Genomic DNA, 21,707 nt, shown 5'->3' with positions numbered 1-21,707 from the left:
GGCCGCATCCCTAATGAAGAGCATATGCTACTCCGGCCTTATAGTCAGTCTATTTCGAGGAACTGCTTTTCGCAATCTCCTGCTTCACCGCATCATTCAGCTCTACCGATGTTTTATCTGCCGGGCAACTCGGCACGCCGCTGTTGGCTTGGGGCGCAAGACCCTCGCTTGTGACATTGCAGACCTTCTTCGCGGTTTCTGCAGGCACCTTTATCATCAAGGGAATTTTCTCGACGTCGGCTTGAATGGCTTTCGCAATTGCGGCTTTGACATTGGTGAGACTGACTTCGACCAGCGGCGCTGTCTTTGCTGCTTGTGCGTTTGCAAATACAGGCGCCGAGGCCGCGGCTGCGAGCAGGAAAGCCTTGCTGAATAAAAACTTTGCTCCGTTCATTTCTGCGCTCCTCTGGAAGCATTGACTTCCAATTTAGATGCAATGCGCCTGATTCGGTTGTAGCAAAATTGTTGTCAATTATTACAGCCGGCAATCACAGCCATCCGACTGCTCTTCCAGGAGTGAAATCCCGAGCTGCGGACGGCAGGCGGCCTTGAGCAGTTCAATGCAAGGCCGAAGAATATTCCCGGTACCAGTTCGCAAAGTTCTTGCCCGCTACGGGCTTGCAGACATGATATCCCTGAGCCTGGTGGCAGCCATGGCGCCGCAGATACTGCATGGTCGAATCTGATTCGATGCCTTCTGCAACGATCTCGAGATCGAGCGTACGTCCCATCGCAATGATGGCCTCGATGATCGCCCGGCTCGCCGTGTCTTCCTGCAGCCGGTGCACGAAGGATTTGTCGACCTTGATCTTGTCGAGCGGCAAGCGGCTCAGGTAGTTCAGGCTCGAGTAGCCGGTGCCGAAGTCGTCGAGCGAGATCTTGATGCCATTGTCGCGCAGCCGGCTCAGCATGCCGATCGCATGGTCGATGTCTTCCATGACTGCGGTCTCCGTCAGCTCGATCTGTACGCCGTCAGGCCCGATGCGGTGGTCATGCATCGTCTCTTCGAGATAGGCCGCAAAATCCTTTTTCTTGAACTGGACAGGCGATACATTGACTGCAATCGGAATGGCCGGCAAGCCTTCGCTGATCCAGGCCGCATGCTGGCGGCACGCCTCGGAGAAGACCCATTCGCCCAGGCGGCCGATCAAGCCGGTGGTTTCCGCGACATGAATGAATCGGTCCGGGCCCATGCCGTTGCTCGGCCAGCGCAGCAGCGCCTCGACGCTCACGACCTGGTGGGTCGACATATCCACGAGCGGCTGATAGTACAGCGAGAACTCATCGCGCTTGAGCGCATTCTTGATGCCTTCTTCAATGAGGGACTGCATGTACACGCGCTCGGCCAGCGAGGAGGTGTATTGCTGTATGGTGTTGCGCCCCATCTGCTTGGCAATGTACATGGCTGCATCCGCATGGCCGATCAGCATGTCGACGTCGATTCCATTGCGAGGATAAACGCTGATGCCGATGGAGCACGACAGGGATGCTTCCATCGAGCCGACCTGATAGGGACCGCTCATCGCTTCCATCAAGTGCTGCGCGACTTTCTGTCCGGCCATCGCTTCGCCGTGATGGGGCACGAGGGCCAGGAATTCGTCGCCGCCGAGCCTGAAGACGATATCCTCGCCGCGCATGCTGCGGCGCAGACGTCTGGCTACCTGGCGCAGCACCATATCGCCCACCTCATGACCATGCACGTCGTTGATCGGCTTGAAACGGTCCAGATCAATGAACAGCACCGACACTTCATGCCCGGCGCGTTTCGCCGCCGCGAAGGCGTGGCGCGCATATTCATAAAGCAGGGCCCGGTTGGGCAATTCCGTCAAAGGATCGTGCAATGCGGCCTGTCTGACTTTTTCTTCGGCCTGCCGCCGTTCGCTGTAATCGTGGCAGAGCACCATGATTTCCCTTACCGTCTGGCTTCCTTCGGTAATGGGAACGCAAGTGACACGCAGGTTGCGGACGCCTTCCGCAGTATTGAATTCGACATCGTCCGCCTGCAGTGTAGCCGAGGCGAGCGTCGCTTCAATCAGCGGGCGCCACAAGTTCAGGATGGATCCGGGAGAGGCATTTCGGGCGTGCTGGCCAATCAGATCCGTATCGCTTTGGCCGATGGCATAGGCGGCGGCAAGATTGGCATACTGAATACGCTGGTCGGTGTCGTAGATCAGGACCATGTCGGGGATATGGTCGAATGCCAGGCGCAGCCGCTGTTCGCTGACACGCAAGGCGGTCTCTGCCATCAGGCGCTTGGTGATGTCCTTGAAGGTCAGGACGGCAAGCGGTCCCTGCAGCTGGGAATGACGCACGAGAGCGCCGGAGACGCTGGCAATCCACGACCTGCCGGAATTGCGGCGGCTCACGACCATTTCCATGTTGGACACCGTTTCGCCTTGCAGCAATCTGGTAACAGGCCAGTCTTCGAGCGGAATCGGCTGGCCGTCGAGCGTCGTGGCTTCAAAGAGATTCGTCAGTGCGTCGGATGCCGATCGTATGTCGGCTTGCGTCTGGTATTCGAACAGCCGCATGGCGGCCGGGTTGGCCTCCAGCAGCTTGCCCTTGTCGGAATAAACGAGAACGCCTTCGCTGAGACTGTCGAGAACGGCCTTCAGGCGGGCGCGGATCTGTTCTCCCTGCTCCTGGGCGCGGATACGCGCATCGATGTTCTTGATGATGCAGATGAAGTAGCTGGGCGATCCGTTCACATCGCGCACCAGCGAGACATTCAGTTGAGTCCAGAGCGGATCGCCGCTTTTGGTGAGGTAGCGCTTCTGGATCGAATACGACGAGCGCTTGCCGTTGATCAGTTCCGAAAGCAGCTGCAGATCGAGTGCGAGATCGCCGGGATAGGTCAGCTCCTGAAACGTCTTTGTCTTCAACTCCTCCTGGCCATAACCCAGCAGCTCGCACAGAAACGGATTGACGCGCAGCCACTGCCCGTCCAGCGTCAGATGCGCAATACCTATCGCCGCAAGATCAAAGGTGGTTTGATAGATGTGCATGACCTCATCAAGCTGGGCCCTGGTTTGCGCCAACGAGCCTTCTGCCGAAGCCAGTGCAGCCGATTTTTCTTCGCAAGTCTTTTCCAGCTGCGCGATTTGCAGCTGCAATTCCTGGATGCTAGGTCTGGTCATGAAGTCTTCTTGCCTGATGGAGCCTGCCGGGAGCATGGCAGCAGGCTTATTACCAATCCCAAGGCCTGACATGCCATGAGATCGCGTCTTTTTCCGCCTGCCCGCGTTGTGCCCGTCATCCATAGATCCGCTATGGATTCCTCATTTGCAACCTCGGCCTTGTCAGACGAGAGCCGGACGAAAAATCCATTGTTCTCATCTGTCACGCCATGCCTTGGGATTGGTATCAGGTGATATGCAGGGTCGTCATTCTCGATGACTGCATCACACCTCCCCGCCTAACTTGGGCAGCGGATAGTTATCGGTATGAACGGTGTTCGGGCGCGGCAGGGAAAACGGGCGCGCGGCAATATCGATATGACAGTCGGTGCCTCATCATGTCGAGACTGCAGGTTACATGGGGCACAAAAGGAAAAGGCCGCAAAGCGGCCCGGATTACCTGCAGATGCTGCAATTACTTGCGGGTGCGCGCCGCGGTTGCTGCCACCTGCTCGGCCACTTTCGCAGCCTGGTCGACGGATGCGGCGACGTTGGCCTGGACAGCTTCGGTTGCCTGGCGTGCGGCGCTGTTGATCTGGTCGTAACCGGCGGTGGCATTGGCAATTGCCGTCTTCATGAGCGCCACAACGTTTTCGGAACCGGCCGGCGCGTTTTTGGCCGCGCCGTCGACGGCTTCGGTGAACTGGCGGGAAGCTTCCTTGGCTTGAGCCTGCAGTGCCGAGGAGAGGGCGGTCTGGGTACCCGAAGCGATATCGGCGAGATGGCGATTGTATGCAGCGAGCTTGGTCAGGGTCGGCTGCTGGAGCGATGCCACCAGCTGCAGCGCTTCCTGCGGCTCTTTTGCTGCAAGGATCTGGCTTGTAATGGTTTTCGACTCTTCGAGCGACGCCTTGCAGGCATTGATGTTGAGTTCGGCAACCTTGCTGACGCCGTCGACCACAGCTTCCGTCACTGTCGTAAGGAATGCCAATTGCTTTTCAGCGTTGGCCTTGGCTGTGCCCAGGAATTGCTCGTTAGCCGGGCCGAAATTCTGAAACAGGCTGGCGAATTGGGAATTTGCGGGCTGCAAGGTCTGGAAGAAGGTCGCGAATTGGTCGTTCATGGGAAACATCAACGTATTCCTTATGGCAGAGGTTGGAGAGCATGAAAACTGCACTGGTTTTGTGCGGTGCAAGGTGGGCAGTATAAAGAGATTGCGAAGAGTTTCAATGTTTTTATTGTGCAATGCAATAAGGCAATATTTTTCCCGCTTTCGAAGCTCGCAGCAAGGCAGTCATGCTTCCTCGGGGCATCCATCCCGCCATCGGATGCGATTGGGGCTCAGCCACCGGACAAGGCTTCCTGGATCAGTTCGCTCTGCTCCCTGTCGCTCATGCGTTCCCAGGTATCGGCGGGAATATTCATCGCCGCCTGAGTGCGTTCGCCTGCATCTCGCCAGGCGTCGGCAATTGCATCGCCTTCGGTAGGCTGATTGCGCTCGGAACCGGCAGTCGGCGTGCTCCAGCTCCAGCCGGACTTTTTCGTGACGCTGTCGAAGGTATAGCCCATTTCCTGCAGCAGTTCCTTCCTTTCGGCGGCCCCGGATGACACCTTGCCGCTCTTGAAGGTGGAACCGCCTTTGCTTTTCTTGAACATGGTGTTGCCTGATGCCTTTCCTGGTGAGTTGGTGCGGAACACGACATGAGCCTTGAAGGACAATGCGTCGATGCAGCCCAGTAATCTTCCGTGAACTGATTCAGCCCGAGCTTTAAAGATAAGATGGGGACGGACAGGGATTAATCAATCAACCAGTTGAAAGGCAGCAGGATGCTGCTTGCACAATAACCGGCATGCAGAATGCGCATATACGCAGGCGAGTAGCCCTGCCGGAATTACCTGGAGGCGGCACTTGTATCGGCCTAGATGCATTGGAGAAATAGTCCATTCATGTAATAATTTCTTTACAGAATAGTCTTGTACGGGCAGACCGACATGCCAGTACAGCAAGCTTGTAAGGAAGTCTATGTACAGCAAGGCCGCATCCGAGAAGCGGTGCTCAAACAGGGTCACGGTCAGTATTCCGACGCGATTGCTCTTACCGTCAACCGGTCCATGCAAGGCGACCGCCATCGACCTGTCGTCGCAAGGCATGGGGCTGGTCACTGGCATTGCGGTTCCTGCCGGAGTGCGATGCGCAGTTGCGTTCGAAGTGACGACCCGGCACGGGAGGCGGCGTATCAATGCATGGGGTACGGCAGTGCATTGCGCCGTCCGCAGCGATCATCGCTTTCATGTCGGTATCAGGCTGGTCGACATGGATCCGGACAGTCGTCTGCTGCTTGAGGAAGGCAATGCGGATGCGATGCTGCAATAGGCATGATTGCCGCCTGCATGTCCGGTCTCTATTTGATTGAAGTCTCTCGCGCGCTCTCGGCCATTGATGACATGACTGCGCTTGTCAGGGCTTCCGCTGTCCTTCCACCGCAAACGTGCATGGATGACTCAAATCAAAAGATAATGCTAACGGCAGCGCACGGCTGCCGTTAGCATGCCGACCTTTGCGCTATTCGACATCTCGCGTATTGCGCGCGAGTAAGCTTCCGTCACGTACCAATTCGTACTTCATTAAACCGAACGGGAGAACACCAATGCGCGCAACTGCTGAATCAGCAACGCCAAAGACCAAGGCTGACGCGAAGCCTGCTGCCAAAACCGCATCCAAGGCCGCATCCAAGACTGCACGGCCTGCCAAGACTTATGATGCGATCGCGCTGCTGAAAGACGATCACAAAAAGGTCAAGAAGCTCTTCAAGGATTTCGACAAGCTCAAGGAAAAAGGCAGCGAGGAGGACAAGCAGGCACTCGTCCAGACCATCTGCACGGAGCTGACGGTGCACACGCAGATTGAAGAGGAGATTTTTTATCCGGCCGTCCGCAAGGCGATCGACGACCGCGACCTCATGAACGAGGCGGAAGTCGAGCACGCAAGCGCGAAAGACCTGATCAAGCAGATCCAGTCGATGCCGGCGTCGGATGAGTACTACGACGCCAAGGTCACCGTACTGGGCGAGTACGTCGACCACCATGTCGAAGAAGAACAGAATGAAATGTTCAAGAAAGCCCGCAAGGCAAAGGTCGACATGGAGAAGCTCGGGAAAAAACTGGCGACGCGCAAGCGTGCACTGCTGCGTGAACTGGCAGAGAAAGCCTGAGAGAAATCCGTGAAATAGCGCGGAAGCTTTCGAGCGATCATGATCGCTGCCCGCGCTTTTTTCATTGCCGGATTGCCGATCTCGAGCAGGTGCAGCCTCTCTTCATGGCGGCTTGCCGATTGCTCATACAAGAACGGCAGGCTACGGCGAATCGGATGCTGTTTGCCTGCCTGCTTCGACGGCATCGGCCCCTTGCTGGCGTGACGACTCATTCCAGGCGATTCACATCGACGATCGTGCGCCCCCGTACCTTCCCGTCAAGCAGATCAGGGGCGATATCAAAGACCGCCGGCAATCCGATGGTATGCGACATCGATGCAAGGGCGTCGGGCCTCAGGTCCGCAGCCAGACGAGTCCAGGCATCGACGCGCTCATCGCGTGGAACCAGCACGCTATTGATTCCAATCAGCTTCACGCCGCGCAGGATGAACGGCGCGACCGTCAATGGCAGGTCCATGCCCTGAGCCAGTCCGCAGGCGGCAACAGTGCCCCGGTAGCGGGTAGAAGCGCAGGCATTGGCCAGCGTATGCGAGCCCACGCTGTCGATCACGCCGGCCCAGCGCTCCTTCTGCAGCGGTTTTCCCGGACTCGACAAGGTCGAGCGATCAATGATTTCCGCCGCGCCCAGTTCACGCAGATAGCCGGATTCCGCAGGGCGCCCCGTCGAAGCCGTGACCTTGTATCCGAGCTTGGCCAGTACCGCAACAGCGATCGAGCCGACGCCGCCGGAAGCGCCGGTCACGAGCACTTCGCCGGCATCGGGTCCCACATCATTGTTTTCCAGCGCTCGCACGCAGAGCATGGCGGTGTATCCTGCGGTTCCGATCGCCATTGCATCCTGCATCGACATGCCTTCCGGAAGGCGCACCAGCCAGTCTCCGCGCACGCGTGCCCGCTGCGCCAGACCTCCCCAGTGGTTTTCGCCGATGCCCCAGCCGTTGACGATGACCTTGTCGCCGGGCTTCCACTCGGGATCCTCGCTTGATGCGACGACGCCGCAGAAGTCGATGCCGGGCACCATCGGAAAACTGCGCACGACAGGGGAGCGGCCGGTAATGGCAAGACCATCCTTGTAATTCATCGTCGAATACTTGATGTCGACGAGTACATTGCCCTTGTCATAAAGCGGCAGCTGTGCGTCCTCGAGGTCGCGCATGTCGGCATGCGTACGGCCGTCCTCGCCCTGGGTGAGATAGATCGCTTTGAACATCGGTTTCCTTTATTGGCGTTAGGTTCTTGTCATGGTTTTTGCATGTAACCGAGGCCCAGTGCCTGCATCCTGCGGATGTCTTCCTTGCCGAATCCCCAGTCCAGCAGCGCCGCTTCTCCCTCTTCGCCGCGTTCAGGCGGAGCAGACCTTACACCTGCCGGTGTCATGCTCAGTCTGGGCGCCGGCGCCGGCTGTTCAATCCGGCCCGAGGTCAGATAGGTTTCCCGCGCCTGGTGATGCGGGTGGCGGGGCGCCTCGGCAAAACTGAGAACGGGCGTGACGCAGGCATCGCTGTCCTTGAAAACCTCGGCCCATTCATCTCGTGTCTTTGTCCGGAACACCGCGGCGAACCGTTCGCGCAGCTCCGGCCACCTTTGCTGGTCACGCTGTTCCGGCAATGCGTCATTTTCCAGGCCGAGCTTCACCAGCAACTCGCTATAAAACTTGGGTTCGATCGCACCGACGGCGACAAACTTTCCGTCGCGGGTCTGGTAGGTGTCGTACCAGGGAGCGCCTGAATCGAGCATGTTGCTGCCGCGTTCCAAGCTCCATCGGTTGGCGGCCAGCATGCCCGAAAACATCGTCGCGAGCAGGGCGGCGCCGTCGGTCATGGCGGCGTCGATGACTTGTCCCTGGCCCGTCCTGCGCGCTTCCAGCAATGCGCAGACAATGCCGAACGCGAGCAGCATGCCGCCTCCGCCGAAGTCGCCCACCAGGTTCAGCGGCGGCACCGGCCGTTCGCCCTTGTGTCCGATCGCATCGAGCACGCCGCTCAGTGCGAGATAGTTGATGTCATGTCCCGCCAGATCGGCGAACGGACCATGCTGTCCCCACCCCGTGATGCGGCTGTACACCAGTTTCGGATTGCGCTGCAGCAGTATGTCAGGTCCGAGGCCGAGACGTTCCATCACGCCGGGGCGATAGCCCTCTATCAGCACATCGGCTTTTTCGGCCAGCGCAAGCGCCGCTTCCACGCCGCCTTCGGACTTGAGGTCGAGCGTGACCGAGCGGCGTCCTCTCAGCATCACGTCGAACCAGCGCTCGCGTCCGAATCCCTGGCGCGGATCGCTCGCACGTTCGGCCAGCAGCACATCGGCTCCCATGTCGGACAGCATCATTCCGCAGAACGGCGCCGGTCCGATCGCCTCGAACTCGAGTACCTTCACGCCTGCAAGCGCTCCCATGCGTATCCTTTTCGTGGAGTCAATCGGTTGGCCTGAAGATTATGCTCAGTCCACGCGCACGCCCGAACGCTCGACGATGCCTTTCCACCGTTTCTGCTCGCTCTGCATCAGTGCACTCATCTCGTCGACCGTGCTCGGCCGCGGAACGGCGCCAAGGCCGACCAGCCGCTCCGCAAATTCGGGCGAGCGGATTGCCTTGACCAGTTCCTCGTTGATCTTCGTGCGAAGTTCGAGCGGAGTGCCTGCCGGGGCGGACAGTGCGATCCAGGGAGCGGCCTCGAATCCTTCGAAGCCTTGCTCCGCAATGGTCTGCGTACTCGGGAAAGCGGCCGGCGGCTTGGGCGTGCCTGCCGCAATGAGGCGCAGCTTGCCGCTCTTGATGTGCGCCTGTGTTACGGCCACGGTGTCCAGCCCCACCTGGACCAGGCCGCCCATCAGATCGCCGATCGCCTTGGCGCTGCCCGGATAGGGCGCATGCAGCAATTGCAGGCCCGAGCGCTGCTTGAAGTCTTCCATCAGGAGATGCGACAGCGTACCGTTGCCCGACGAGCCGTAAGCCAGCTTGCCGGGATTGGCCTTTGCATAATCGATCAGTTCCTTCAGCGAGTTCGCAGGCACGGACGGATGCACGACCAGCAGCATCGGCAGGTCCGCCACCACGCCGATGGGAGCGAAGTCCTTGACGCTGTCATAGGCAACGTTCTTGTACAGATAGGGATTGACGACATAGGCTGCCAGCGCCGACAGCGACAGCACGCTGCCGTCGGGCGGTGCCTTCGCCAGTTGCGCGAGCGCGATGCTGCCGCCTTGACCCGGCCGATTGTCCACGATGACCGGATGTCCGAGCGCGATCGTCAGCCTTTCCGCAACGAGCCTGGCGACAAGGTCGGTCGCTTGGCCCGGCGGAAAGCCGACCAAGATGCGGGTGGTCTTTGTGGATGCATTCTGTGCATTGGCGGCCAATGCAAGCAAGGCGGAAGCCATCACCAGCCATCTCAATATCGCTTTCATCAATGTCTCCTGTCGTGTCATTCGTTGAACGTGATGCCGGAATCTGCGCTCCGTTTGCAATGTCTTGGAAAGGGCGGGACGAATACACTCAGATCACCCTGCGCTCGCGCAGCAGGTCGATTTCGGATTCCGAGAGACCGCATTCTTTCCACACCTCAAGGTTGTGCTGGCCAAGCGACGGGCCGGCCGCATGGACATTTCCCGGCGTGCCGGAAAAACGCGGCACCACCGCCTGCATGGTGACGGCGCCGAGCTCATGATCGTCCACTTCGATCAGCGTCTGCCGCGCCTTGAAATGCGGGTCTTCGAATACGTCAGCAATGTCATAGATAGGCGAGAAACCGACTTCATGACGCTCGAGCGTCTCGCCCAGTTCGGCCAACGTCATCTTGCCGATCGCATCGGCAACCAGCGAGTCGAGCTCGTCGCGATGCTCGACCCGGGACTTGTTGGTCAGAAACTTCGGATCGGACGCAAGATCCTCCAGCCCGAGCGCCGTGCAGAGGCGCAGGAAGATGCTCTGGGTCGAGGCGGCGATCGACGCCCAGCGGCCGTCCGCAGTCCGGTAGACGTTGCCGGGCGCAGCATACTGGCTGCGGTTGCCGGAGCGGGTGCGGACGCGTCCGAGCTGGTCATATTCGATCGGCAGGAACTCCAGCACCCGCAGCATGGATTCCGTGACCGAACAGTCGATTTCCTGCCCGGCTTCTTCCGGATGTTCCTTGAGGCGATAGAGCGCGGCGAGCACGCCGATGGCGCCGAACAGGCCGCCCACGGCATCCGAGATCGGATAGCCAAGATGCAGCGGCGAGCCGTTCTCTTCCCCGCAGATCTGGGTGAAGCCGCTCATGGATTCGAACACCCTGGCAAACCCGGGCTTGTTCGCATACGGCCCGTCCTGGCCAAAGCCGGTGACCCGCAGGATCGTCAGGCGCGGGTTGATGGCGTGCAGCCATTCTCTCGTGATGCCCCAGGAATCCAGTGTACCGGGCCGAAAATTTTCTACCAGCACGTCGCGCTCGCGCACCAGTGCGCCGAGCAGCTTTCGCGCCTCGTCCTGATGCAGGTCCAGCGTGACACCTTTCTTGTTCCGGTTGGTCACCTTCCACCATAGCGGTATGCCGTCCTTGTGAGGGGCCAGCGCACGCAGCGCATCACCCGTGCCGGGCATTTCCACCTTGATGACGTCGGCGCCGTAGTCGGCGAGCAGGCCTGCCGCAAAAGGCCCGGCGACGACGGTGGAGAGGTCGATGATTTTCAGCCCGGCAAGCGGGCCGGCTTCACGGGCTTGTCGGGAGCTTTGTGCGGGAGTCTTGGTATCCATGTGCTCAATATAGTTCGCAATCATCGGTTGCGGTATCATCAAAGCGCATAAAGCAGGTTTGCATATTTCGCATAACGGAGGCGGCATGGACCAGCGGGTGTTGCAGGCATTTTGCGATATCGCGGAGCATGGCAGCCTCACGCGTGCAGCGGCGGTATTGGGAGAGAACCAGTCCGCGCTGAGCCGGAAGATTTCCGGTCTCGAAGACGAACTCGGCGGTCGCCTGTTCTACCGCACGGGCCGCGGCATGGTGCTGACAGAGCTCGGCGAGCGGCTGTGGCCGCGCATCAAGATCATTCTCGGCGAGACGGAAAGCCTGATGCGCGATGCGCAGGGCGAGCGCGAGAGGCCGTCGGGTCTGGTGGAGGTCGGCGTAGTCCCGGGAATCTCCAGGCCGTTGATCAGTTTGCTGTGCGCCCGGCTGCGCAGCGAATTTCCCGGCATCCGATTGCGTGCGCTTGAAGGTTACAGCGGCCAGGTCGAGGAGTGGCTGGCCAATGGGCGTATCGAACTGGGAATCTTCAACAGCTACGGGCGTGGTGCAATCAAGGGGGCGGAGCTGCTGATGCAGTCCGGCGTTGCGCTCGTGGCGCCGCGCGAGCTGCTGCCGGAACTCGATGAAGAGGTTCCGTTCTCGATCCTGCGCGACCTGCCGCTTGCCGTTCCGCCCAGGCCCAACATGCTGGTGTCCGTACTGCTCGACACTGCCTTGCGCCAGAATTTCAGCCTGCAGCTCATTCTTGAGGCAGGAACGGGATCACTGATATACGATGCGGTCCGCCATGCCCGCCTGTGCACCGTGCTTCCCGTATTCGCGGCGCGGCGGGACTATTCCAGCGACGACTTTGCGATTGCACGTCTGGTCAAGCCGGCTCTGCAGCAAAAGGCATGGCTCCTGCCGTCGACGCAAAGACCGGTTACACGCGCCGCGCGCCTCGTCTCGCGGCTGATATGCGAGCTGTCTTCCAGGGCGCTGCGAACCGGGCAGGAATAGACATGCTCAGGCTACTGGAATGCCGAATGCCTTGGCAACGGCGACGGTATCCAGCGATTCACGCAGCAGCCTGATCTTCGTGCCGTTGCTGACAAGGCGCCCGGCATAGGACTGGCGGTAGATCCCTCCGGTCGGCGCGACCGCGGCTTCGACATCGTACTCGGCGAAGACTTGCTCTGGTGTCTCGATGTGGATGCGTACGTTCCTGAATTTGAAATCAGGCACCTTCCTGAGCAGCGAAGCAATGAAGCTTTCGATCGCGGCAGGCCCTTGTGCCCGCGGCGGTATGCCGAGCGAAGCGAGATAGGGCAATTCAAGTACGCCGTCTTCGGCAAACAGCGCCGCCGCGGAGGCCGGGTTGGTGATGGAAGCAAGGTATTGCTCCAGGAGTGCTTTGGCTGTGTTCATGTCGTTGTCCTTTCTGCCTGCTGCGGCACGCTCTCTTGTTAGCCGAATGCCGCAGCCTGTGATGTCTTGCCGGTAATGATTACAGGGGCATCAAATCTGGGCCAGCCCACCGTCAACTGCGAAATCGATGCCGTTGACATAGCTTGCGTCATCGGACGCAAGGAACACGGCCGCTTTCGCCACTTCGTCCGGATCGGCAACCCGTCCCATCGGCACTTGCGATGCCATGTAGTCGAGCAAGCCCTGCTGCTGCGCCGCGTCCGGTCCCGCCAGTTCCACCAGGCCCGGTGTCTTGACCGGACCGGGGCTGATGGTGTTGAAGCGGATGTTGCGGTCCTTCACATCCAGAATCCAGTTGCGGGTGAAGGCGCGTACCGCGGCCTTGGAGGCGGCATACACGCTGAATGCGGCGGTGCCGGTATGCGCCGCGGAAGAGCCGGTCAGGATGACGGAGGCGCCGTCCGACAGCAGCGGCAGTGCCTTTTGCACGGTGAACAGCACGCCCTTCACATTGCGGCCGAAGGTGTCGTCGAACTGTTCTTCGGTGATCTGGCCCAGCGGCAGCATCGATCCGCCGCCCGCATTGGCGAAGAGCACGTCGATCCGGCCCCTGGTGTCCTTGATGCGTGCAAACAGCGTGTCGAGATCGGACAGGCTGGAGGAGTCGACGCGAATTCCTGTCGCATTGCCGACCGCCGCCACGGCGGCTTCCAGTTCCGCTTGGCGCCGCCCGGTGATGAACACATGGGCGCCTTCGCTGGCAAAGCGTTTCGCTGTTGCAAGCCCGATGCCGCTGGTGCCGCCGGTAACCAGAGCGATTTTTCCGTTGAGTTTCTGTGTCATGGTAATTCTCCTTGCGTGATGAGGTTGTTCGGTTCGTCGTTGTGCTTGGATGGCAGGAAGAAGCTTATCGGGAGTGGAACTGCTTTAAAATAGCAATAATTGAAAACCATCATTGCAGATTTGCAGATGTCAAAAATTCCGGATTTCGAAGGGTTGGCGATGTTCGCCAAGGTCGTGGAGGAGCGCTCGTTTGCCGCTGCCGCACGGGCGATGGATGTGTCGGTGGCCACCGTATCACGGGCGGTCAGCCGGCTCGAGGAGCGCTTGGGCGCGCGTCTGTTCAACCGCACATCCCGTCAGCTGGCGCTGACCGAATTCGGCCGCACGATTGCCGAGAGCGCCACGCGCATCTATCGGGATGCGGAGCAGGTCGAAGGCGTGGCGCGCGAGCTGTCGGTGCAGCCGCGCGGCCTGGTCAGGTTGGCCGTGCCCATGTCGTTCGGGCTGAAATGGGTGGCACCCATCCTTCCCCACTTCCTGTCGGCATATCCGGACGTATCGGTCGACCTTCACCTGTCCGATGCAACGGTCGATCTGGTCGCTGAAGGATTCGATGCGGCGCTGAGGATTGCCGTGCTGCCGGATTCATCGCTGGTGGCCAGAAAGCTGTGCTCCGTGTCGCGGCTCATCGTTGCCGCACCTGCGTATCTCGACAGGCATGGACGTCCGAAGCGGCCCGGCGACCTGAATCCGAAGCACTGCCTGGGGTATGCCTATCGTGCGCGCAATGATGTCTGGCGCCTGACGAACAAGAAGGGCAGGGAAGAAACCGTCGTGCCGGAAGGGCAGCTGCGCGTGACGAATTCCGATGCGATGGTTCCGATGATTCTGGCCGGGCTTGCGGTAGCGGAGCTGCCGGACTTCATCGCCGCGGAATACATTCACGACGGGCGCATGGAAGTGATTCTGGCGGATTGGAAGATGACGCTGGGCGGGCTGTATTTCGTGACGCCTTCGGCGCGGAGCCGGCCGGCGAAGGTAGATGTCTTGGCGCGGTTTTTCGTGGAGCGGTTGTCGAAGGCGGAGTGGTTGATGGATTAAAGCAGAGTGGCGCAGAAGATCTACATGGCATCGAGAGGCCAAGACGGGATGAATTCCCCTCTCCCGCAGGCGGGAGAGGGGCCAGGGGTGAGGGCGATAGTACAGCCTCCGACGGTCTTGACAACTCCCTCGCTCCGCGCCCCGCATTTGGCTTGCAAGCCAAATCGGCTTCGTCAGCGCAAACCAGTGGTTTGCAAAATCCTCCCTGCGCCACGCATGCGGGAGAAGGGAGTCCAAGCGTATAGGCCAACTCCGAAAAGACGTTTCTTTAATCACTTAAGCCGGCGGCAACGCATGAGATGCGCGATATGCATCTTCCCCCTGCCAGCCCTCATTCCGCCAGCAACCTGCGAACCGCCCCAGCCGCCTCCCGCCCAAGCTCCTTCAGATCCACACCCGGAATGCAATCATTCTCCACTACCATCCTGCCTCCGGCCAGCAGACATTTCAGCACAGGCCGTCCGCCCGATGCCACCGGACCGATCGCCGGATCATGCAGTCCGAAGTAGCGCGGATCATCCAGCGAGTACACCGCGATATCGGCAGCCATGCCCGGCTGCAATCCATTGACACCGGAAAGGCCAAGCACGCGCGCGCCTCCGGACGTACCCCAGCGCACCACATCCTCCACCGAAGCCGCGTGCGCGCCGCCTTCATGCATTCCGCCTGCATACGCCGGCCTTGCAAGCTCTCCGGCGCGGGCGCGCTGCATCAGCCATGCCGCATGGGTTTCGGAAATCATGTCGGCCGCCTCGTTCGATGCGGCGCCGTCAACGCCGATCGAGACGGCGACCCCAGCTTCCTCCAGCGCCTGCACCGGCGCGATCCCGCTGCCGAGCCGGCCGTTGCTTTGCGGGCAATGGGCGATGCCGGTTCCGGTGCTGCCAAGCAGGCGGATCTCCTCGGCATCGAGCTTGACCAGATGGGCAAACCAGACGTCGGAGCCGAGCCAGCCGTGTTCGCCCGCAAAAGCCACCGGCGAACATCCATGCATGCCTTGTGCGGCCTCCTGGTAGCCGACGGTTTCCGACAGATGGCTGTGCAGGCGGATACCGAGACGGCGGGCTTCGGCGGCGGTTTCCCGCAGCTCGGCCGGCGACATCGAGAACAGCGGCGTAGTTGGCGCCATCGCGACGCGCCGCATTGCCGCCGGCGAGGAATCGTGATAACGCGCGGTCAGCCGTGCCACGTCGGCCATGAAATCATCCAGCGTCTCAGGCCGCAGCGCCGACGGCAGTTCCGCTTCTAGCTGCCGTGTCCGCGTGGCGCCGCCCCGGCACAGCACAAAGCGCAGGCCGAGCGCGGCGGCTTCCTCGAACAGGATTTCCGAGGTATCGAAGGGCATGCCGGGGTAGTAGAGGTAATTGTGGTCGGCCACGGTCACGCAGCCGGAACGCATCAGCTCAACCAATCCGATGCGTACCGCGAGCCGGAAATTCTCCTCATCGAATTTCGCCCGATACCGGTAGGGCGTCGCGGCGAGCCAGGGCGTCAGCGACAGATTGATGCCGGCCGGATCGCCCTTCAAAAGCGACTGGAACAGGTGGTGATGGGTATTGACCCATGCCGGATAGACGACGCAATCGCTCGCATCGATGATGCGTTCGTCCGCCATCAGCTGCAGTCTGCCGATGGCGGTGATGATGCCGTCAGTGATACGGATATCCGGTCCGGAATGACGCGCCGCATCGCCCGGCAAGCCGGTCATGATGGCGGCGGCATTGCGGATCAGGCAGGAAGCGGATTTGTCGGACATGGTCGGAAAGTCATTCATGAGGTGTCATAGATCGAGAACGAGCATGCGGCCTTTGGCGCGCGAGCAGCAGGGCAGCATCTGGTCATGGCAAGCCTGTTCGGCCTGGCTGAGATAGTAATCGCGGTGATCGACTTCACCGTCGAGCACGCGTGTCAGGCAAGTGCCGCAGACGCCTTCCTTGCACGAAACCGGTATCTCGACGCCGCAGTCGGCCAGCGCATCGACGATGGTTTGGTCACTCCCGATGGAATAGGTTCTGCCGGTGCTTGCAATGCGAACCTGAAAGTCTGCATTGTCGCTGTCTTCGAAGACAGGTGAGCCGGGAGCTGCAAAGTATTCGACATGCACCTGTTGCGGCGGGTAATCTGCGTCTCGCGCGGCTTGCGTGATCCATGCCACGTAGCCGGCAGGCCCGCATACGTACAAATGCGAGTCCGGCGCTGCATCGCGCAAAATTGCCGCCGGGTCGAAGCGTTCGGCAGGCGGAGTATCATCGACATGCAGGTGAACTGCCCGGCTGTAAGGCGCTGCTTCCATGCGGGCAAGAAAGGCAGCCTTCGGCAAGGAGCGCACGCAATAGTGCAGGCTGAAATCAGCACCCTCGGCACTTAGTTGCTCGGCCATGCAGATGATGGGCGTGATGCCGATGCCGCCGGCGAAGAGCAGCGTCTTTCGCGCAGGCTGCAAGGCAAAGTGATTCGCCGGCACGCTGATATGCAGCAAGTCGCCTTCATGGATCTTCTCATGCATGCCGCGCGATCCTCCGCGGCTCCCGGGTTCCTTCAGCACGCCGATCAGGTAGTGTGAACAATTGCGCGGGTCGCTGCACAGCGAATACTGGCGCACGATGCCCGGCGCGACATGCACATCGACATGCGCGCCGGCTGTGAAGGCCGGCAGTCGCCGGTTGTCGACGTCGCGCAGTTCAAAGGTGCAGATGCCTTCCGCCTCTGCCTGCTTCCTGGCTACACGCACGCTGAGCAGAGCGTTTCCTTGCATTTCGTTTTTCATGCTGTTCTGCCTATTCCAGTTCGCTTTCATGCCAGCGCGACAGCACCATGCGCGACAGCGTGACCATCAGGCCGAACAGCAGAACGCCGGTGACGGTGATCATCAGCAGCGCGGCGAACAGGCGCGGAATGTTCAGTTCGAATCCTGCCTGAAGAATCTGGTAAGCCAGCCCCGTTCCCGTGCCGCCGGTGCCGGCAACAAATTCCGCCACCACCGCGCCGATCAGCGACATGCCGCAGGAAATGCGCAGGCCGCCGAAGAAGCTGGGCAGCGCGCTTGGAATGCGAAGGCGCACCAGGGTCTGCCAGCGCGTCGCCCGGTTGAGCCTGAACAGGTTGAGCAGGCCGGGGTTCACGCTGCGCAAGCCCAGCACCGTATTGGAAATGATGGGGAACAGCGCCATCATCGTCGCGCAGATGGTGAGCGCAATGATCGGCGTCTTGACCCAGATGATGATCAGCGGAGCAATCGCCACGATGGGCGTGACCTGCAGCAGGATCGCATAGGGAAACAGGCTGGCCTCGACCAGCTTGCTCTGCACGAAGAGAAAGGCGGCGGCCACGCCGATCACCACGGCCATCGCAAATGCAAGGAAGGTGATCTTGAGCGTCACCAGCAGCGCGCCGGCCAGCAGTCCCCAGTCGGCAACCAGCGTCTTGAAGATGGCGGCCGGCGTCGGCACCAGGTAGACCGGCACTTCAAACGCGGTGCACAGGGCTTGCCACAGCAGGAGCAGGATGGCGCCGACAACGAGCGGTGCGACGATGCGCTGCATGCGAGGATCGGACAGCAGCGGTTTCTTGGAAGGTGAATTCATGGCGTCTCCGGGGTCGACAGGTTCAATGCGCATGGCCGGTGTTGGCGGCCGTCAGCAGATCGGACAATTGCTTGCAATAGCCGAGGAACTGCGCCGAGACGCGGAAGTCTTCATCGCGCACCAGCGGCCCTTCGATCGGTACGTCGGCAATGATGCGGCCGGGCCGTGCGGCCATCACCACCACCCGGGAGGACAGGTAGACGGCTTCATAGATGCTGTGGGTGACGAACACCACGGTCAGATCACGCTCGGCCCACAGTGCGCGCAGGTCGGCATCGAGTTTGTTGCGGGTGAATTCGTCGAGTGCGCCGAAGGGTTCGTCCATCAGCAGCACATTCGGCTCGGTTGCCAGCGCGCGGGCGATCGATGCGCGCATCTGCATGCCGCCCGAAAGTTCGCGCGGATAGACGTGGCCGAACTTGCCCAGCCCGACCAGGTCGAGCGCCTTCTGCACGCGCGGCGTGCTCTGTTCGCGCGGCAGTTTTGACAGATCCAGCGGCAGGCGCACATTGTCGGCCACCCTGGCCCAGGGCATGAGCGTGGCTTCCTGGAATACCATCGCCAGCGTGCGGCCCGGCGTATTGACGGTCGCCATGCTGCCGCCCCACCAGCGTATCTGCCCGGCCGACGGCGTTTCCAGCCCTGCGAACATCTTCAGCAGCGTGCTCTTGCCGCAGCCGGAAGGGCCGAGCAGCGAAACAAATTCGCCGCGGCCGATCTGCAGCCGCACCCGGTCCAGCGCATGCGTGCCGTTGGGATAAGTCTTTTCCACCTGGTTGGCGAGCAGTACCGCTTCGGCATCGCGTTCCGATTTCATTTCCGGCAATCCGTCCATGGGTATGGTGTCTTCGCGTTTCATGACGTGTCCTCCGGCCGGCGTCGTGCCGGCCTTTATGCTATGCGGGTTGATCCGGCTCTTTACTTGACGGGATGGATTTCGATGGCGGGGCGGAACACTTCGCTCTCGCCTTCGCGTGTGAACAGATCCATCAGCATGCGCCGCATCAGCAGCCCGGGCTTGTCGGATTCCATGTGGAATTCCACGCGGCGGCGGGTGTCGATGCAGGCGTCGTAATCGGTCGCTTCGAGAATGTCGCGGTCCTCGTCGGTGATGGGACGGTCCCAGTCGATCAGTTCCTGCGTCGAGCAGTCTTCCTCGCTGTCATTGCGGTAGAGCCATTGCACCAGCATCAGGCTCTTGTCGTCGATGGGCGTGGCGCAGTTGTAGATGATGTGGTGACGGCCCGACGCCGGATACATGCAGCCGAAGCGGCGCGAGAAGGGCAGATACCAGCGGTTGACCAGATGCCGCTCGGTGATCGAATCTTCGGTGCCGGTGATGCGGTAGCTGGCCGGCGGATTCTTGATCGGCACATGGGTCTCGGCTTCGAAGCCCCAGTCGTTGGGACGGAATTCGTATTTCGAAGGCACCGGGTTGTCGATCATGCCGAAATTGGACTTGTGCACGAAGCTGAAATGCGAATTGTCGAAGGAGTTTTCCATCACGCGCAGAGGGCTGGTGTTCCATTTCTCATAGAACTGCAGGATGCGGCGATAGGCCGGATCGCCTTCTTCGGGAAACTCGGGAATCGGCTGCAGCGGCTCGTCCAGCGCGACCCAGACATAGCCGTATTTTTCCTCGCAGCGGTAGGCCTGTACCTGGGCGCCCGCCGGGATCTTGCTGTCGGGGGCCTGCGGAATGCGCACGCAGGCGCCGCTGCAGTCATAGGTCCAGCCGTGATAGCCGCAGACGATATTGCCGTTCTCGACAAAACCCTTGGACAGCTTGGCGGTACGGTGGCAGCAGCGGTCGCGCAGGGCGGCCGGCTTGCCGTCGGCGCCTTTCCATACCACGATGTCTTCGCCCAGCAGCGTGAAGGGCTGCGGGCCGCTGTCTAGCGCCGACATCGGCATCAATGCGTACCAGAACTTGCGCAGGGTTTTTTGTTGTGTGACCAGCATGACATTAACTCCAATTCAATGGCTTGCGCCACGGGCCGGCGTGCCGATATGGTCGCCTTCGCCTTGTTTCTGTTCTCGTTGAAGACAATCAACGAGGTGGTGGCTGGAATGACAATGGGTTCCAGTTGCCTCCTTTAAACCCATCCCCCACCTAGCCTCCCCCTTGAAAGGGGAGGAATATTCTTTACTGTTTTACCGTCCCCTTCGCCGCTGACACGCAGTTCCGAGTCCGCAGTCGCGACACATGTGGCGCGAAACCCCTGCTCCCTCCCCTTCAAGGGGAGGGTTGGGGTGGGGATGGGTTCAATGCGCGTCGTTGAAACCCATCCCCCACCCAACCTCCCCCTTGAAAGGAGAGGAGTGTTCTTTATGCCTGGACATTAGGCAGGTTCGAGGACGGGAAACGCCATGTTTTGCGCCCTTTATTAACCTATTAAACCTGCAACTGGCACTGAACGAGCCAAATATTCCTTACCCCGCCCGCCACTCAAGGCATCACCTTCAAATCCTTCACAAACTGCGTAGTAAACGCCTTCTTCCAATCCGTCTCCGGCTTGAGCAAACCAGACCCAACCATGAAGTCCGCCGTCTTCTTCCAGCGCGCCTCCGTCATGGTGCCGATGCCGCTCTTGGCCGCATCGCCGCCGCCGACGAAGTTGAATTCCTTGAGCTTGTCCATCGCGTAAGCAAGCTGGTCATCCTTCATGTTGGGATTGTCCTGCTTGATCAGCGCATTGGCCGCCGCCGGGTCGGCCATGTAGCTCTTCCAGCCTTCCATCGAGGCGCGTACGAAGCGGGCGACGACCTCGGGCTTTTCCTTGACCGTCTTGTCCATGGTGACGATGGTGGTGCCGTAGGGCGGATAGCCGTCGCTGGCGAACAGGTAGAAGTTGGTCTTGACGTTGGCCTTCATCGCCTGGAAAAGCTCGGAGGAGGGATAAGCCTGCTGCGCAGTATTGGCATCGGCCATGAAGGGCTGCAGGTTGAAGGTATAGGGACGCGACTGCGATTCGCTCAGGCCGTACTTCGCCTTGAGCCACGGCCACCATGTCGTGCGGCCGGAAGTGGAAACCAGCACGGTCTTGTTGTTCTTGAGATCGACGAGTCCCTTCACATCGTCATGGGTCATCATGCCCTGCAGGTCCGTCTGGAACGAGGTGGCAACCGTGGTCACCGGCAGCCCCTGCTCCACGCTCTTCAACACTTGCAGGTCATAGCCCATCAGGAAATCGGCTTGGCCGCTGGTCAGCAACTGCATGCCGTTAACCTGCGGACCGCCCATCTTGATGGTGACTTCGAGCCCATGCTTTTGATAGATGCCCTTGGCCAGCGCCTGATAGAAGCCGCCGTGCTCGGCCTGGGCATACCAGCTGGTGAGGAAGGTCACCTTGTCGGCGGCGACGGCAGCCGTGCCATGCAGGGTGCCGAAGGCTGCCGCGGAAAGCAGCAGGGTGTGTATGGCGCGATGGAGGCTGCGGGAAGCGGGAAGTTTCATCATGGGGATACTCTCGTGTTGACAAGGAAAATGAGAACAGGACGATGCGCCGCGTGCGAACGCGCGGCGGAAACAGCGAAAAACATCAGGGGAAAAATGGTGTTTGCGGAAGGATGTTGAATACGAAAGCAGCGAGCAGATGCGCATCATGTTCTCTCTTGAGGCCCGACAGATGTCGGAAGTCAAACGCTGGATGCAACGCCGCATCCAGCGTGCGGCCGGATGACCGCAAGAGCAATGCCCCGCATTTCCATTGAAACGCTAGCCGCTTCTACTCTGTCCTCAATACAGCAAAGGGTGTGCCAGCCGGAAAAGAGTCTCTC

At 60.3% G+C, this 21,707-nt stretch carries 21 protein-coding genes; 4 read left to right on the top strand and 17 right to left on the bottom strand.

The features are described 5' to 3' along the window. Positions 1 to 49: 49 nt before the first annotated feature. From IGW03_RS27810 to IGW03_RS38345, 5 genes are all read right to left on the bottom strand, one after another. Complete coding sequence (locus IGW03_RS27810) at positions 50 to 394, bottom strand: hypothetical protein (protein ID WP_194725774.1); 345 nt, start codon at positions 392 to 394, stop codon at positions 50 to 52. A gap of 163 nt (positions 395 to 557) precedes the next feature. Then, entirely contained in the window at positions 558 to 3,137 is a 2,580-nt protein-coding gene (locus tag IGW03_RS27805; protein ID WP_194725773.1) for a sensor domain-containing protein, read from the bottom strand. 454 nt (positions 3,138 to 3,591) lie between these two features. After that, complete coding sequence (gene phaP, locus IGW03_RS27800) at positions 3,592 to 4,239, bottom strand: TIGR01841 family phasin (protein WP_194725772.1); 648 nt, start codon at positions 4,237 to 4,239, stop codon at positions 3,592 to 3,594. A gap of 218 nt (positions 4,240 to 4,457) precedes the next feature. Next, complete coding sequence (locus IGW03_RS27795; RefSeq protein WP_194725771.1) at positions 4,458 to 4,772, bottom strand: hypothetical protein; 315 nt, start codon at positions 4,770 to 4,772, stop codon at positions 4,458 to 4,460. A gap of 144 nt (positions 4,773 to 4,916) precedes the next feature. Beyond that, positions 4,917 to 5,285, bottom strand: coding sequence for a hypothetical protein (locus tag IGW03_RS38345; protein WP_228536137.1), 369 nt, complete (start codon positions 5,283 to 5,285; stop codon positions 4,917 to 4,919). Between IGW03_RS38345 and IGW03_RS39095 the strand changes: the two genes are divergently transcribed. Further along, positions 5,206 to 5,490, top strand: a complete 285-nt coding sequence (locus tag IGW03_RS39095) for a PilZ domain-containing protein (RefSeq protein ID WP_369122958.1) — start codon at positions 5,206 to 5,208, stop codon at positions 5,488 to 5,490. The two genes, IGW03_RS38345 and IGW03_RS39095, sit on opposite strands and share 80 nt — an antisense overlap. Before the next feature lie 274 nt (positions 5,491 to 5,764). Further along, positions 5,765 to 6,328 (top strand): hemerythrin domain-containing protein, encoded by a 564-nt coding sequence (locus IGW03_RS27785; protein ID WP_194725769.1) that lies wholly within the window; start codon positions 5,765 to 5,767, stop codon positions 6,326 to 6,328. 208 nt (positions 6,329 to 6,536) lie between these two features. Here IGW03_RS27785 and acuI read toward each other — a convergent pair whose 3' ends face one another. From acuI to IGW03_RS27765, 4 genes are all read right to left on the bottom strand, one after another. Continuing rightward, entirely contained in the window at positions 6,537 to 7,538 is a 1,002-nt protein-coding gene (acuI, locus tag IGW03_RS27780; RefSeq protein WP_194725768.1) for an acrylyl-CoA reductase (NADPH), read from the bottom strand. A 29-nt stretch (positions 7,539 to 7,567) separates the two neighbouring features. After that, positions 7,568 to 8,722, bottom strand: a complete 1,155-nt coding sequence (locus IGW03_RS27775; RefSeq protein WP_194725767.1) for a CaiB/BaiF CoA transferase family protein — start codon at positions 8,720 to 8,722, stop codon at positions 7,568 to 7,570. A gap of 45 nt (positions 8,723 to 8,767) precedes the next feature. After that, positions 8,768 to 9,733 (bottom strand): Bug family tripartite tricarboxylate transporter substrate binding protein, encoded by a 966-nt coding sequence (locus IGW03_RS27770; RefSeq protein ID WP_194725766.1) that lies wholly within the window; start codon positions 9,731 to 9,733, stop codon positions 8,768 to 8,770. A gap of 88 nt (positions 9,734 to 9,821) precedes the next feature. Further along, positions 9,822 to 11,057 (bottom strand): CaiB/BaiF CoA transferase family protein, encoded by a 1,236-nt coding sequence (locus IGW03_RS27765; RefSeq protein ID WP_194725765.1) that lies wholly within the window; start codon positions 11,055 to 11,057, stop codon positions 9,822 to 9,824. Between the two features lie 85 nt (positions 11,058 to 11,142). On the opposite strand from IGW03_RS27765, the gene IGW03_RS27760 reads away from it, so the two are divergent. Then, positions 11,143 to 12,051, top strand: a complete 909-nt coding sequence (locus IGW03_RS27760) for a LysR family transcriptional regulator (protein ID WP_194725764.1) — start codon at positions 11,143 to 11,145, stop codon at positions 12,049 to 12,051. Positions 12,052 to 12,057: 6 nt separating this feature from the next. Here the strand turns inward: IGW03_RS27760 and IGW03_RS27755 are convergent, their stop codons facing one another. Both IGW03_RS27755 and IGW03_RS27750 read right to left on the bottom strand, forming a co-directional pair. Then, entirely contained in the window at positions 12,058 to 12,459 is a 402-nt protein-coding gene (locus tag IGW03_RS27755) for a nuclear transport factor 2 family protein (RefSeq protein ID WP_194725763.1), read from the bottom strand. 90 nt (positions 12,460 to 12,549) lie between these two features. Then, on the bottom strand, positions 12,550 to 13,302 hold the full coding sequence (locus IGW03_RS27750) for an SDR family NAD(P)-dependent oxidoreductase (RefSeq protein ID WP_194725762.1): 753 nt from the start codon (positions 13,300 to 13,302) through the stop codon (positions 12,550 to 12,552). A 126-nt stretch (positions 13,303 to 13,428) separates the two neighbouring features. Between IGW03_RS27750 and IGW03_RS27745 the strand changes: the two genes are divergently transcribed. Continuing rightward, positions 13,429 to 14,343, top strand: coding sequence for a LysR family transcriptional regulator (locus tag IGW03_RS27745; protein ID WP_194725761.1), 915 nt, complete (start codon positions 13,429 to 13,431; stop codon positions 14,341 to 14,343). A gap of 331 nt (positions 14,344 to 14,674) precedes the next feature. Here IGW03_RS27745 and IGW03_RS27740 read toward each other — a convergent pair whose 3' ends face one another. From IGW03_RS27740 to IGW03_RS27715, 6 genes are all read right to left on the bottom strand, one after another. Beyond that, on the bottom strand, positions 14,675 to 16,117 hold the full coding sequence (locus IGW03_RS27740; protein WP_228536136.1) for an amidohydrolase family protein: 1,443 nt from the start codon (positions 16,115 to 16,117) through the stop codon (positions 14,675 to 14,677). Positions 16,118 to 16,123: 6 nt separating this feature from the next. Beyond that, positions 16,124 to 17,110 carry a PDR/VanB family oxidoreductase gene (locus tag IGW03_RS27735; protein ID WP_228536135.1) on the bottom strand — a complete coding sequence of 329 codons (987 nt, stop codon included), beginning with the start codon at positions 17,108 to 17,110 and terminating at the stop codon, positions 16,124 to 16,126. A 10-nt stretch (positions 17,111 to 17,120) separates the two neighbouring features. Then, positions 17,121 to 17,927 (bottom strand): ABC transporter permease, encoded by an 807-nt coding sequence (locus IGW03_RS27730; protein WP_194725760.1) that lies wholly within the window; start codon positions 17,925 to 17,927, stop codon positions 17,121 to 17,123. A gap of 22 nt (positions 17,928 to 17,949) precedes the next feature. Then, on the bottom strand, positions 17,950 to 18,786 hold the full coding sequence (locus tag IGW03_RS27725) for an ABC transporter ATP-binding protein (RefSeq protein ID WP_194725759.1): 837 nt from the start codon (positions 18,784 to 18,786) through the stop codon (positions 17,950 to 17,952). Between the two features lie 59 nt (positions 18,787 to 18,845). Next, the gene (locus IGW03_RS27720; protein WP_194725758.1) at positions 18,846 to 19,889 is read right to left on the bottom strand and encodes an aromatic ring-hydroxylating dioxygenase subunit alpha; all 1,044 of its coding nucleotides are present in this window, start codon (positions 19,887 to 19,889) and stop codon (positions 18,846 to 18,848) included. A 487-nt stretch (positions 19,890 to 20,376) separates the two neighbouring features. Further along, entirely contained in the window at positions 20,377 to 21,387 is a 1,011-nt protein-coding gene (locus IGW03_RS27715) for an ABC transporter substrate-binding protein (RefSeq protein WP_194725757.1), read from the bottom strand. Positions 21,388 to 21,707 lie beyond the last annotated feature (320 nt).

It is taken from the genome of Noviherbaspirillum malthae (assembly GCF_015352985.1).
GTDB lineage: Bacteria > Pseudomonadota > Gammaproteobacteria > Burkholderiales > Burkholderiaceae_D > Noviherbaspirillum > Noviherbaspirillum malthae.
This window is presented reverse-complemented; position numbering and strand designations above follow the sequence as displayed.